The following is a 12,313-nucleotide window of genomic DNA, read 5'->3' as shown; positions in this document are numbered from 1 at the left end:
ACTACTTCTTTCGTTCGCCCAATAATCCCGCCAACTTCTCATTTGCCTTGCGTAACTCGTCATCACTCGTCTGTTTCGCAGTTTCAGCACTGGCTTTGACTGGTTCTGCAGATTGAGTCAACGCTGCGAGTTTCGCTTCATCTACTTCCGCCTGTGCCGGAAGTTTCGGAGATTGCTCTTGCGACGGAGACGGCACGGTTTGCGGCAACGTGAGGCGTTCCAGGATTTTGTCGGTGGAAGGTTTGGCTTCCGTTTCGCCGCGCAGATACGCCGCGACGCGATGACCGGAGGTGGCGCCGGACGTTTCTTCCATCGCCCGCCGGGCTTTCTGCACCACATCGAGAAAGTAGCTCTCCAGATTTTGTGTCGGGTTATCGATTTTGACTTTTTGTTCACCCACGTCCTTACGGATGACCTCCAACACACGTTCCATCGTCTCGCGCGGCAGCACCGGTGTCGTGATTCGGATGGCGTCGGGCGTGGCGAGCAACTCCTTCAACGTGCCCATCGCCTGGATTCTTCCGCCATAATAAATCACTACGCGGTCGCACACGTCCTCCACGTCCGACAGCAAATGACTGCTCAGGATCACCGTTTTACCGCGGCGCGCCAGCGCCACGATCAAATCCTTCACTTCGCGACAGCCAATGGGGTCGAGGCCGGACGTCGGTTCGTCGAGAATCACGAGGTCGGGATCGTTGATGAGCGCCTGCGCCAGGCCGATGCGGCGTTGCATGCCTTTGGAGAACTCGCCCACGGCTCGCGTACGCGTCTGGCTCAAGCCCACCATGTCCAGCAACTGCTCTGCGCGTTGATCGCGCTCGCGTCCCGAAAGGGAAAAGAGATTTCCAAAAAAATCAAGCGTCTCGCGCGAGTTGAGGTAGCGGTAGAGATACGATTCCTCGGGGAGATAACCGATGCGCGCCTTGGTGGCGACGTGCCGCGGCGAATGGCCAAAAACTTCGATGTGCCCTTTGGTCGGATAAAGCAAACCTAGCAGCATCTTTACGGTCGTGGACTTGCCGGAGCCGTTTGGTCCGAGCAGACCGAAGACCTCGCCACGCCGGACTTCAAAATCAACATTATCGACCGCGCGCGCCTTGGGCCGATTCCAGAAATCCTTGAAGATTTTGGTCAGACCGCGAACAGAGACGACGACCTCAGTGGATTTTTGATTTCCGATTTGCGATTGATGATTTAATTCGGCGACGGGCATAAATATTCGCAGCGGTCTTGAACGGTTATTTGGAAACTTGGTGAATGCTGCCATCGGCTAGAGCACCTATTTGGCCGCCGTCTGATAATCGCGCGCGCATTAGAACTGCTTGAGGGTTTGTCTCATCCACTGCCAAGTAAACTGTCACTTCCATTCCGTCGAAGGCGCTAACGTCTTCGTGTTTCAAAAATCCTTTGGTGATGAGTTCCTGCAAAGAAACCGAAGGCGGCACATTTTGATTTTGCAATTTCATTTTGCCGCTGTAGGCCTGAACCGCAGCAGTAATTTTCTTCCCGTCCAAATGACCGGTTTGCGGCTTTAGAATTACAAACAGATAACCACTGATGATTGCAGCTACAGTTATGGGGGTGGCAAAAATGAGAAAACGTTTTGTTTTCATTGCTCACGCCATCTTTGGCGTCAACTGGCCGGCGGCTTCATGTTTGTTGCCTCGGTCAGTCGGCTCGGTCGGCGCTGGTTGGTAATGTTCCAGTTCCTCGCCTTTGCGCACGAGGCGGGCGCTGTTGAAAATGACGATCAGCGACCCGGCATTGTGCAGGATAGCGGCGATAATCGGTCCGATGTAGCCAAAGGCGGTCAGCGTCAAACCGCCGATGATAAAGAACACGCCGAACAAAAAGTTCTGGTTGATGACCGCTCGAGTGCTGCGCGACAGCTTGATCAAAAATGGCAGCCGTCGAAGGTCATTGTTCATGAGCGCAATCGTGGCGCTATGAATCGCCACTTCACTGCCGGCGGCGCCCATCGCGATGCCGATGTCGCCCGCCGCCAGCGCCGGAGCGTCGTTCACGCCATCGCCGACGACGGCGACGCGATAACCCTTGGCCTTCGTCGCGCGGACGAATTCCACTTTGTTCTGCGGGAGACAATCGCCCACCACTTCTTCGCAACCGATTTCGCGCGCCACGCGGGCAGCTACTGGCTGGCGGTCGCCGGAAATCATGGCGATGCGCCGCACGCCGCTTTCCTTGAGTTCGACCAGCGCTTCGCGGGCTTCGCTTCGGGTCTGATCTTGCAGGCCAATCCAACCGACGCACTTGCCGTTGCGCGCGACGAAAATCAGGCTGAACCCTTCCGTCTCGTTCAGATCGACCGACTTCATGAAGTCCTCGGTCACGCCGTTGTCCTTGAGCCATTGAGCGCGGCCAACGATGACGTTGGCGCCATCGACATCCGCTTTGATGCCCCGACCGGCGGTTTCGGAAAAATTCTTCGGCTCGACGAGCGGCACACCGGCTTCTTGCGCCAATTCCGCCAGCGCCTTGGCGGTGGGATGGTTGCTGTACTTTTCCGCCGTGGCCGCGAGTCGCAGCAATTCGGCGGGTGGAGTATCGCCGAGCGGGGCCAGCCGGCTGACGGCGAGCTTGCCGGTGGTGAGGGTGCCGGTCTTGTCGATGACGAAAGCATTGATCTTGGCGGCTGCCTCGATGTCGCTGACGTTCTTGATCAAAATGCCGAGACGCGCTGCAGCCGACAACGCAGCGACCATCGCAGTAGGAGTCGCCAGAATGAACGCGCACGGGCAGGAGACGACGAGCACGGCGATGACGCGGTTCAAATCATTGGTGAAGGCCCATACCAGCGCGCCGATGACCAGCACGAGCGGCGTGTAGAAGCTCATGTATTGGTCCACGATCTTCATGATCGGCAGCTTGGTTTTTTCCGCTGCCAGAATCAGTTCGCGCACACGACCCAGGGTGGTGTCCTGTCCGGCGCGCGTGACGCGGATTTCCAGAACGCCGGTCAGGTTTTGCGTGCCGGCAAAAACGTCGTCGCCCGGTTTTTTATCCACGGGCAGTGATTCACCGGTGATGGTGGCCTGGTTAAACGAGCCTTGACCGTTCACAATCACGCCGTCCGCCGCGACATTGTCGCCGGGCCGGATGCGGATGACGTCGCCCACCACCAATTCGCTCGCGGCGACTTCTTCTTCGTGGCTGCCCTTGATGCGGCGCGCCTTGGTGGGTGTGAGTTTGATGAGCGATTCGATGGACGCGCGCGCGCCTTCAGCGGTGCGGGTTTCGATGATTTCGCCCATCAACATGAAGAATGCGACGACGCCGGCGGTCTTGTAATCGCCGGAAGCAAAGGCGGCGAGCACGGCGATGGAAACGAGTTCGTTGATGCTGAGAATACCGCGACGAAGATCTTTGATGCCAGTAACGACGATGGGATAACCAAGCACGAGGGCGCCGATCATGCCGCTGGCGCTGGCGACGATGTGGCCCTGTTCAAACAGCCAGTCCACGACAAAGGCATTAATGACAAAGATCAGCCCGACGAGTGTCCATTGCAGACGGACGGGAGCGTGCTCGTGGTCGTGATCGCACGAGGCGCATTCGGCGTCATGCGTGTGTTCTTGCTGGCTCAATAATGAAGTGACTTGCATACGACGTCAGGGTTTGGCCGGGGTTTCGGTTTTTTCTTTGGCCGGCTCACGGTTTAACAATAACCGCAATTCGCGCGGTTTTCCATCGGCGCGTTCGGGCAGAAAGAACTTGTCCTTTGAAGCCACTAAAATCTTCTGCCACGTTTCGGTCAGAATACGCTGGCGAAACAGTTCGGGATTTTTTTCGTACTGGGGCAGTTGCTCGGTGAACGCCTTGGCATCGGCGGCGACCGATTGCAACAGGCGCGTGCGGTCGGATTGCCCGGTGTTGAGGATCGCGTTGGCCTCACCGCGCGCCTTGCTGAGCACGGCGCCGGCCTCGCCTTGCGCCTTGTTCACCACGGTGTTGTAGTTCACGTTGGCAGCCAAAACTTCGTCGAAGGCTGGTTTCACATAACGCGGCGGGATGACCTTGACTTCGCCAGGTTGGAGCGTGATGCCGAGTTTCAGCGCGGCGATTTGTTCCGTGACGCGCGCCAGGATCTTCTCCTTGAATCCGGCGTTGTTTAACAGCGCCGAGTCCACGGTCGTGCGCGCCGAGACGTAAAGCAGCGCGTTGTTCAAAACGTTCTGCACGACATTCGAGAGGCTAAAGAAATCGAATGCGTAAGCCAGCGGGTCTTTGATCCGATACCCTAACGTGGCGCGCACATGAATGATGTTGCCATCGGCGGTCAACGTGTAGCCATCGATGGCGGGATTCAGCGATGGGCCGGCGGGAGCTTCGGTGCCGGCCAGTTCCGCTTCCGGCGTGGTGGCGTACCAGCCCACAGTGGAAGTAACAGTTTGAATCTGGCCGATGGGAATCTTGACAACTTCGTCAATCGGCTTGGGAAACGCCCAGTGCAATCCCGGTCCCAGCAACTGTTCCTCCGTCGTCCCGACCGGTTTGCCGAAACGCAGGATGATCGCCTTTTCCTGTGGCGGTACGGAGAAGACGCCCGACCCGAAAAAGATGACCACCAGCACGACCATGATTGCTTTGACAAAGAAGAAGCTGCTGCGCAACGCGTCCGCCAGTGCCTGCGAACCGGCGTCTTCCGCCGTGACGGGCGGCTCCGTCGATGCGGACGGTTGACCGCGCTCAGGTTTATGAGCCGGATCGTCGTGAAGATGATTGCGTTCGTCGCTCATCGAAAAATTATTTCTTGCCGGGTGGTTTCGTGGCGCCCTGCGCGCCGGAATCCAACAAATCAAACGGCGGGGTGCGCTGGTCCAAAACCAGCGTGGAACGTTCTTTCAGACTTTGTTCGAGCGCGTTGATCTTGAGCAGAAAAACCGCGAGTTCCGGATTTTCCTTGAACACGGCCAGCGATTTGGCCGCTTCGGCTTCCGCTTTCCCGCGCAGTTCCGTAACCTCGGCCTCGGCCTTGGTGATGATCTCGGCGCGTTCACGGTTGGCGGCGCTGCGGATGTCGCTCGCCTTCGCGTCGCCTTCGGCCTGAAGTTTCTGCACGAAGCGTTGGCGTTCTTCCTTCATGCGGTCGAAAACTTTTTGCGTGATGCTCTCCGGCAAACCGAGTTGTTTGATGCCGAGAAAACGAATGTCGATGCCGTAGTTGTCTTTGGCAACGCCTTTGACCCTGTCTAGCATTTCGCTCTCGATCTCCCTAAACTTAAGTTCCTTTTCGTCGGTGGAAATGAAATGCGAGAACGGATGCTGGCCGACCACGGCGCTCTTGGCGCTGCGCAAGAGTGTGGTCAGTTCGCTCTCGGCCCGGGCAACCGAATCGTTGAAACGCTCGCGGAAAATGGTCGGGTCGCTGATGCTCCAGCCGGCATAAACGGTGATGGTAATGTTGTAACTGTCCTTGGTGAGCGTCTCCTCGAATTTTTCCTCGAAGTTCTGGATGCGCTTGTCGAACTTCTGAACTTTTTGAATTGGCCAGGGCCATTTGAAATATGGAAATGCCCTCGGTTCAGTGATGGTTCGGGTGGGTTTGCCGAACGTGGTGACGAGCGCGATTTCCGTCTGCCGCACCTGGAAGCAAAACAGCAGCGCGACGAATACCAGCAGGAGAATCAAGCCGATGGTCAGGTTCAGATAATTTCGTTTCATGGGAGGAATGGAGTAATGGAGTGATGGAGTAATGGAGCAGTGGACAGACTGGAGCGGCGGAGTTTCAACACTCCACTGCTCCAACACTCCAATACTCCGTTTGTCTTCATATCATTTGCCGGCCGGCGGCACGGTCACGTCCAGCAGATCCGGCCGCAACTTGTCTTGTAAATCGAGTTGGATGACTTCGGTCGTGTTGGTAGGGGCGATGATGTATTTGCGGGTGGTGCCGCTGGCCCTGGCCAGTGTTTGTAGATAAAGCCGCTGCGGGTAAACGTCGGGCGAGGCCGCATAAGCCGCCATCTGGTTGGTGAACTGCGCGGCCTGCGCAGTAGCGCCGATCGTCCGGCGTAACGCGTCCGCTTCAGCTTCGCGAACCATTTTCTGCGCCTCGGCCCGGGCCAGCGGGAGAGTTTTAGCCCGGTAACCCTCCGCAGCCAGAATGTTCGTTTGAACTTGTTGCAGCGCGCCCACCACCGCCTGATAAGCGTCCGCCACTTTCACGGGCGGATGAACGTCCTGCAATCCCACGAGCAAAATATTCACGCCCAGTTTCAGTTCTTCGGCGCGGGCCTGGATGCGGTCGCGCAATTCCGCCGCAGCCTTCTCCCGTCCGGTGGACATGATGTCAATCAAGTCCACGCCGACGAGGTACAGGACGACTTCGCGCGTGGCCAGTTCCTCCAGCAAATTGGTGGGGTCTTCGTGGTTGTAAGCCCAGGCGCGCACGTCGGCGATCTGGTATTGCACGGGAATGCTGACGGTGAGGAGATTGACCGGCACGGCGCGTTCACCGGCAGCTTGATTGGTGGACGTGCCCGCAAGCGGCTCGCGGCTGGCGACCAGGAGATTGAATTCGGTTTTGTAATGCGGCACCGTCCACAAAACCGTCCGCTCCTTCTCCCGTTGTGGATCGGGCACGAAGCCGACATTCAGACTATGGATTTCACGCGTGCGAAAGCGATAGACGCTGTCAATCGGCCAGGGAAATTTCAGATGCGGACCTGAATTCAGCACCGGCCGGTTGGTGACCGGTTTTCCGAATCGCTCGAGCAAACCTTGTTCGCCTGGTTCCAGAAAAATGATGCAGGTGGAGAACAGCAGCACGCCGACGAGTCCGAGCACAAAGGCCGGCAGTTTTTCCGCCAGCGTCTTGTAAAACCACGTCTCCGAAACTTTGAAGCCGAATTGATAATCCAGCGCCTGCGCCGCCGTGGTGATCAATCCCTCCGGCTGACTGAGCAAGCCAACCAAGCGACTTTCGTAAAGTGGGCGCTCGACCTTCCCCTTGACCCGCGGGCGATAGATTTCCAGGACCAGGTTAATCGCCGTCTCCACGGCGATCAACGTCAACAGGCCACACAGCACCCGCGCGACATACAAATCAACTTTCGGAAATCCGGCTTCCACGGCGGCGATGCTGCCCGCGACGACGAAACACAAGTAAGCGTTCAACAACAAATGCCCCGCACCCGGCCGCAACAGCCGCTGACCTTCCAAACGCGCAATGCCAGCCGAGAATTTGCCGAACAGAAAGAGGAAGAGGAAAAAGAAGGCGTACAATCCCAGTGCGACCAGCGGCTGTTTGAGCGGCAGCACAGTGATTTTTTCCAACCAGCGCCAGGCCCAGTACGCGCCACCAGCCTGGGCCAGGAACAAAATCACCGTGAACCCCGGCACGACAATCCGTTCGAACTGTTGACGCGCCCGTTGCGCCGGAAAGACTTCAGCGTCCGCAGCGTTGAACAGCGCCGAACGAGAGGCGGACTTCGCGAGTTCGTCAAACTCCAGCTTCTCCAGCCGTTCGCTTTCTTCCAACCGCATCTGGAACCAACTCACCGCGGCCACGAGCACGCCCAGTCCCAAGAAGATTACGCTGACCTGTCCGGCGAGCAAATGTCCGTAACGGCCGACCGCGAAACTGGACAACGCCGCCACCAACAGCAGCAGAAAATTGATCAGCCCTTTCTTTTGAATTTTTTGATCCATGTCACCCTCAACTCAATTCCCGATCCTCAAATAACATTGTCGCCACCGCCAGCGCTGCGCCCACATAACCAACCACATAGGCAAATGCCATGGCCACGTAGTTCCAGTGGAACGCGCTCTTGCCCGTGGCAAGCACATCGGCGAGCCAGAAAAGTTGCCAATTCGGCGTGAGCGTGTAAAGCACGGAAGCCCACCACGAGCCGGCCTCCGCCTTGCGTCCAAAAAGATAGTCTGACATTAAACCCAGCAAGAACAGCCCCGAACAAATCGCCAGCGTGGGAATCATGTCCAGCCGCGTCGAGCAGGCCAGCGCCAGCCCCGCCAGTATCCACAGCGCGAACAAGATCAACAAGGCCGCCGGCACCAACCGCCAATCGACCCCAGTGGCAAATGCCTGCGAATGCCCCTCCTTGTTAAAGAAATTGATGATTACAAACGCTACGGTGACCATGGCCACAACACTGAAGACCGCATCCGCGACAAATGGCCGGCGCAGAAAAAAATTACTGAAACCGCCAAGCGAATAAGCCACCACCAGCGCGCCGGCAAAAATCCCCAACGCGAACAAGTCCGTCGAGCCGTAAGCGTCAAACGCCATCCGACTGGTCAGCAGCGCCGCGACCAGATTCACGTAGGTCAGCAACGTCAGCGCCACCGCGAGGCCGAGGTATTTGGCCAGTAAGAATTGTGCGCGGCCAATGGGTTTGGACAGCACGGCGAGGGCCGTTCCCGTCCGAATTTCACGCGCCAGCGAGGCAGAAGCGCTCAACACCGCCCCCAGCAGACCCGCCAGCAACATGACCGCCAGCACACTGTTCTTGACCAGTTTCGGCTCGTCCCCGAACGCAAAATAGTAGGGCGTGGACAAAAATATCTCGAATACCGCCGAACTGGTCATTAATAACAGGAACACCGGTTGCCGAACCAGTTCCATGAACGCGTTGCTCGCGATGGTAATGACTTGTCGCATGTCGGTCGATTATGCCACGGATTTTACGAAACCGATGGCTGATTGCAATGCTATTCCCAAGCCGGGAAAAGCTAAAACCACAAAGCCAAACTCAGAAAGGAGAAAACAGAAATCAATTTCAGCTTTTCAGCTTTCAGAATTTCAGATTTGTCCAATGCCATCTGAATCGCGCCGGAAGTTAGTCAAAGCTGGCGAGTTTGGGAACTGTGCGTTTGGATGCACACTTGGGAAAAAGCAGAAATTCTGAAAGTTGAAACCCTGACATTTCAGATTTTCACCATTTCAGTTTTCGGCTTTTCATGCAGCTCCGGTAAATGAAAAAAACGCATCAGGCTGTCACCGTGCTTCAGTGCTTTCACTTCGTGCCAATCATCGGGAATGCTCAACGTATCGCGTTTGGTGTGGCCAAGCACGAATAGCCCGCCGGTAGCGAGCAGTCTGGGAAGGTTTGTGTCATCCAGCAGCCGTTGCGCAAATGAAGTGGACCGGCGGCCAACGTTTTTTTCGCCGTAAGGCGGGTCGGCAAGGATCAGATCAAACCGGCGCTCGGCGGCGGTCAATTGCGCGATGGCGACAAACACATCCTGAACGCGCACATCCAGCTTCTCCGCGGACAGCGATGCGGTTTGCAGATTTTGTCGGATGGCCTGCGCGTGACGATGGGCCTTTTCCACGCAAACGGCCCGTGCCGCGCCGCGACTGAGACATTCCAGACTCAACGCGCCAGTGCCCGCAAACAGTTCCAGCACGTACGCGCCAACGACGCGCCCGCCGAGGCTGTTGAAAACAGCTTGTTTGACGAGGTCCGGCGTGGGGCGCACGTCGAATCCCTTGGGCACTTTCAATATCCGTCCGCCGGCTTGGCCGCCTGTGATGCGCATGGTGAAAACACCCAAATACCCAACGACCCAAGTTGGGTGTTTGGGTGCTTAGGTGCTTGGGTAATTGGGTGCTTGAGCTATTTGAAAATCTTCGCAAAGAACTGCTTCATCGCTTCCCACGATTGTTCGTCGGCCCGCTTGTTGTAGGCCGCTCCCTTGGAATTGTCGCTGCCGGCGTTCCAGTCCGTGAAGCTATGGACGGCGCCTTTGTATTTTACCAACTGGTAATCAACGCCTGACTGCTTCATTTCAGCTTCAAACGCGTCGAGGTCTTTGGCCGGAACAAATGGATCATCCGCGCCGTGCAGCGCGAGCACTTTGCATCTGATGTTCTTGCCATCCTCCGGCTTCGGCGAATCCAGTCCACCGTGAAAACTCACCACGCCCGCGATGTCAGCGCCGCTGCGTGCCAGTTCGATCACCGTCGTGCCACCAAAACAATACCCGATGGCGGCAACGCGTTTCGAATCGGTTAGTTCGTGTTGCTTCAGAATGGCCAACCCGGCTTGGGCACGCGCCCGCAACAGAGCGCGGTCGCTTTTGTATTTGCCGGCCTCGGCGCCGGCGTCTTTGGGATTTGTTGGGCGCACTCCTTTGCCGTAAATATCCAACGCAAAAACGTTGTAGCCGAGTTTCGCCAGCATCTCCGCGCGTTTCTTTTCATAGTCGGTGAGTCCTTTCCATTGATGAACGATGAGCACGCCGGGACGCTTGCCCTTGACCGACGAGTCGTAGGCGAGCCAGCCTTCCAACTTGGTGTTGCCCTGTTTGTATTCCACGGGTTCAGTGTGCAGTTGCGCTTTGGCGGCCAGCGTCCATGCCAAAGCCAGCAGAACGAGGATTGAAGTTTTCATACGGGAGCAAGGTTAGCTCGGAACATGGCAAAAAGCCAACGGCCAACTTCCCGAGGACTGTGCACCGTCGTTGTCAGCCGCTTGCCTCGTGGAATAAATGCCTGGCGAACTCCGGCCGCTGCGATTGCTATTCCACGAAGCGAGCCAGCACATTAACATTTGCGTGATGCAATCACTTGAACCACCCGACATCCATTATTTGAGGGCCGCGATTGGCTGGTTGGAACTGGGCAATAACGTCGAAGCCCGGACGGAGCTTGGGAAGATAACGATGGCGCAACAGAACCATCCGGACGTGCTGGAAGTTCGCTGGCTGATTTGCGCCGAAGAAAAAAGCTGGGGGGCGGCTTTGGAAGCTGCCCGCCTGCTGGTCCGCCGTGCGCCAAAGCGCTCTTCCGGCTGGGTACATCAAGCTTACGCCTTGCGTCGCGCGCCAGACGGCGGACTGCATGCGGCGTGGGAGGCGTTACTCCCGGCCCATGAAAAGTTCCCTAAAGAGATGATCATTCCATACAACCTCGCCTGCTACGCCTGTCAGTTGAACCAGTTTGAGGAGGCGCTGACCTGGCTCAAGCGCGCCCTGAGAATTGGCAGGAAAGAGAGAATCAAAGAGATGGCCCTCAACGATCCCGATCTGCAGCCACTCTGGGAGGCGATCCGCAAACTTTGAAAAAAGCGCGAACGCCGCACCAAGGGAATTCCTGGCACAAACCCGTTGACAGTCGCGTTGCCGTTGGAGTACCACAAACAAATCATCAATCAAAAAATGGACAACAACATGAATACAACAGGCAATTCTTCAAAAAACGTGCTGGCCTCCGACGTGGAGATCAAGGGCAACCTCAAATTTACCGGTGAAATGAATTTCGACGGCAAACTGGACGGTGAAATCCACTCCGACGGCACGCTGAGCCTCGGCGAAAATGCCGTCATCAACGGCAACATCAACGTCAACACTGTCACGGTGCGCGGCAAAGTCACCGGCAACATCACCGCCAAGGACAAAATTGAAATCAAAGCCAAGACGGAATTGTTCGGGGACATTCGCGCCTCCAAGCTGACCATTGAGGAAGGGGTGACGTATGTCGGCAAGACCGAGGTGAACCCCAACAAGGCCGTGCCCACGCCGGCAGCCGCCCCGCGTGCAGCCGAAGCGCCCAAGTCCCCTGAGCTTCACAAACTGGGTGCGCGTTAAGCCGCCGGGAATTCACCCACGGGGTGGACATTGAATGCCGGCGAAGAAACAGGACAAGGTCCGCGTGGCCTGCCCCCAGTGCGGTAACCTGCAACTGGAGCCCGCCAGCGCCTATTCCACCATCTGCAAAAAGTGCCACGCGCATTTCCTGGTCCAGGAAGTCCGCGCACCGGTGACCAAAGCCAAACCGGCCGCCAAGACACGCCTGCCCGTCATCGAACAAAAGCAGGTCATCTGTTTCCAATGCGGCACCACGCTGGAAGCGCCGGCCACCGCCGAATCCACCATGTGCAAGCGTTGCAGTGCGCACGTCGATTTGCGCGACTACACCATCGCCCACGCCGAGTCCAAGAATTTCCGCACGCACGGCCGGTTCGTCATCGAGGAGAAAGGCTATCTCTTCAACACCGAGGCGATGGTCGGCACCGCCATCATCAAGGGCAAATTCCTCGGCAAGCTCAATGCCGTCAATTCGCTGACCATTTATTCCACGGCGAACATCAAAGGCAGTTTCACCACCGGACGATTGATCATTCCCGAAGGCAACTATTTTCGCTGGCCGGAAATCAAGTGTGGCGGCGCGGAGATCGGCGGCGAACTCGTGGGCAAACTTATGGCTGAAGGCACGGTGTTGCTCAAATCCACGGCGCGATTCTTCGGCGACATAGCAGCGCGCGGGCTGGTCGTCGAGAGCGGCGCGGTCGTGGTCGGCGCCATGAAAATTGGTGGCGTCATGTAG

The 12,313-nt window shown here is 57.1% G+C and carries 13 protein-coding genes; 4 read left to right on the top strand and 9 right to left on the bottom strand.

Features of this window, described 5'->3' with window-relative positions; translation table 11 throughout:
- Nucleotide 1 precedes the first annotated feature (1 nt).
- From HY298_26725 to HY298_26695, 7 genes are all read right to left on the bottom strand, one after another.
- Entirely contained in the window at nt 2-1,216 is a 1,215-nt protein-coding gene (locus tag HY298_26725) for an ABC transporter ATP-binding protein (protein ID MBI3853836.1), read from the bottom strand.
- Nucleotides 1,217-1,241: 25 nt separating this feature from the next.
- The gene (locus tag HY298_26720; GenBank protein ID MBI3853835.1) at nt 1,242-1,616 is read right to left on the bottom strand and encodes a hypothetical protein; all 375 of its coding nucleotides are present in this window, start codon (nt 1,614-1,616) and stop codon (nt 1,242-1,244) included.
- 3 nt (nt 1,617-1,619) lie between these two features.
- On the bottom strand, nt 1,620-3,626 hold the full coding sequence (locus HY298_26715) for a cation-translocating P-type ATPase (protein MBI3853834.1): 2,007 nt from the start codon (nt 3,624-3,626) through the stop codon (nt 1,620-1,622).
- Between the two features lie 6 nt (nt 3,627-3,632).
- Nucleotides 3,633-4,760 (bottom strand): protease modulator HflK, encoded by a 1,128-nt coding sequence (locus HY298_26710; protein ID MBI3853833.1) that lies wholly within the window; start codon nt 4,758-4,760, stop codon nt 3,633-3,635.
- A gap of 7 nt (nt 4,761-4,767) precedes the next feature.
- Nucleotides 4,768-5,685: a protease modulator HflC gene (locus HY298_26705; protein MBI3853832.1), complete on the bottom strand. Its 918-nt coding sequence runs from the start codon at nt 5,683-5,685 to the stop codon at nt 4,768-4,770.
- 111 nt (nt 5,686-5,796) lie between these two features.
- A complete protein-coding gene (locus tag HY298_26700) occupies nt 5,797-7,674 on the bottom strand; it encodes a protease modulator HflK (GenBank protein ID MBI3853831.1) in 1,878 nt (625 codons plus the stop codon).
- A 7-nt stretch (nt 7,675-7,681) separates the two neighbouring features.
- The gene (locus HY298_26695) at nt 7,682-8,644 is read right to left on the bottom strand and encodes a hypothetical protein (GenBank protein ID MBI3853830.1); all 963 of its coding nucleotides are present in this window, start codon (nt 8,642-8,644) and stop codon (nt 7,682-7,684) included.
- On the opposite strand from HY298_26695, the gene HY298_26690 reads away from it, so the two are divergent.
- Nucleotides 8,643-8,891 carry a hypothetical protein gene (locus tag HY298_26690; GenBank protein ID MBI3853829.1) on the top strand — a complete coding sequence of 83 codons (249 nt, stop codon included), beginning with the start codon at nt 8,643-8,645 and terminating at the stop codon, nt 8,889-8,891. The two genes, HY298_26695 and HY298_26690, sit on opposite strands and share 2 nt — an antisense overlap.
- Nucleotides 8,892-8,910: 19 nt before the next feature.
- Here HY298_26690 and rsmD read toward each other — a convergent pair whose 3' ends face one another.
- On the bottom strand, nt 8,911-9,525 hold the full coding sequence (rsmD, locus tag HY298_26685; protein MBI3853828.1) for a 16S rRNA (guanine(966)-N(2))-methyltransferase RsmD: 615 nt from the start codon (nt 9,523-9,525) through the stop codon (nt 8,911-8,913).
- Between the two features lie 77 nt (nt 9,526-9,602).
- On the bottom strand, nt 9,603-10,379 hold the full coding sequence (locus HY298_26680; protein ID MBI3853827.1) for a dienelactone hydrolase family protein: 777 nt from the start codon (nt 10,377-10,379) through the stop codon (nt 9,603-9,605).
- A 166-nt stretch (nt 10,380-10,545) separates the two neighbouring features.
- Here HY298_26680 and HY298_26675 point away from each other — a divergent pair, with 166 nt between their 5' ends.
- From HY298_26675 to HY298_26665, 3 genes are all read left to right on the top strand, one after another.
- Entirely contained in the window at nt 10,546-11,049 is a 504-nt protein-coding gene (locus tag HY298_26675) for a tetratricopeptide repeat protein (protein MBI3853826.1), read from the top strand.
- Between the two features lie 108 nt (nt 11,050-11,157).
- Nucleotides 11,158-11,574: a polymer-forming cytoskeletal protein gene (locus tag HY298_26670; protein ID MBI3853825.1), complete on the top strand. Its 417-nt coding sequence runs from the start codon at nt 11,158-11,160 to the stop codon at nt 11,572-11,574.
- Nucleotides 11,575-11,608: 34 nt separating this feature from the next.
- Nucleotides 11,609-12,313 (top strand): polymer-forming cytoskeletal protein, encoded by a 705-nt coding sequence (locus tag HY298_26665; protein MBI3853824.1) that lies wholly within the window; start codon nt 11,609-11,611, stop codon nt 12,311-12,313.

It is taken from the genome of Verrucomicrobiota bacterium, assembly GCA_016200005.1.
In the GTDB taxonomy this organism is placed as follows: Bacteria; Verrucomicrobiota; Verrucomicrobiia; order Limisphaerales; family PALSA-1396; genus PALSA-1396.
The sequence above is the reverse complement of the archived record's forward strand: the minus strand, read 5'-3'. Positions and strand labels throughout refer to the sequence as shown.

Coding starts and splice junctions, on each gene's coding strand:
- HY298_26700 (MBI3853831.1), bottom strand. CDS start 7,674: ATGGATCAAAAAATTCAAAAGAAAGGGCTGATCAATTTTCTGCTGCTG.
- HY298_26710 (MBI3853833.1), bottom strand. CDS start 4,760: ATGAGCGACGAACGCAATCATCTTCACGACGATCCGGCTCATAAACCT.
- HY298_26720 (MBI3853835.1), bottom strand. CDS start 1,616: ATGAAAACAAAACGTTTTCTCATTTTTGCCACCCCCATAACTGTAGCT.
- HY298_26695 (MBI3853830.1), bottom strand. CDS start 8,644: ATGCGACAAGTCATTACCATCGCGAGCAACGCGTTCATGGAACTGGTT.
- HY298_26725 (MBI3853836.1), bottom strand. CDS start 1,216: ATGCCCGTCGCCGAATTAAATCATCAATCGCAAATCGGAAATCAAAAA.
- HY298_26675 (MBI3853826.1), top strand. CDS start 10,546: ATGCAATCACTTGAACCACCCGACATCCATTATTTGAGGGCCGCGATT.
- rsmD (MBI3853828.1), bottom strand. CDS start 9,525: ATGCGCATCACAGGCGGCCAAGCCGGCGGACGGATATTGAAAGTGCCC.
- HY298_26705 (MBI3853832.1), bottom strand. CDS start 5,685: ATGAAACGAAATTATCTGAACCTGACCATCGGCTTGATTCTCCTGCTG.
- HY298_26665 (MBI3853824.1), top strand. CDS start 11,609: ATGCCGGCGAAGAAACAGGACAAGGTCCGCGTGGCCTGCCCCCAGTGC.
- HY298_26715 (MBI3853834.1), bottom strand. CDS start 3,626: ATGCAAGTCACTTCATTATTGAGCCAGCAAGAACACACGCATGACGCC.
- HY298_26670 (MBI3853825.1), top strand. CDS start 11,158: ATGAATACAACAGGCAATTCTTCAAAAAACGTGCTGGCCTCCGACGTG.
- HY298_26690 (MBI3853829.1), top strand. CDS start 8,643: ATGTCGGTCGATTATGCCACGGATTTTACGAAACCGATGGCTGATTGC.
- HY298_26680 (MBI3853827.1), bottom strand. CDS start 10,379: ATGAAAACTTCAATCCTCGTTCTGCTGGCTTTGGCATGGACGCTGGCC.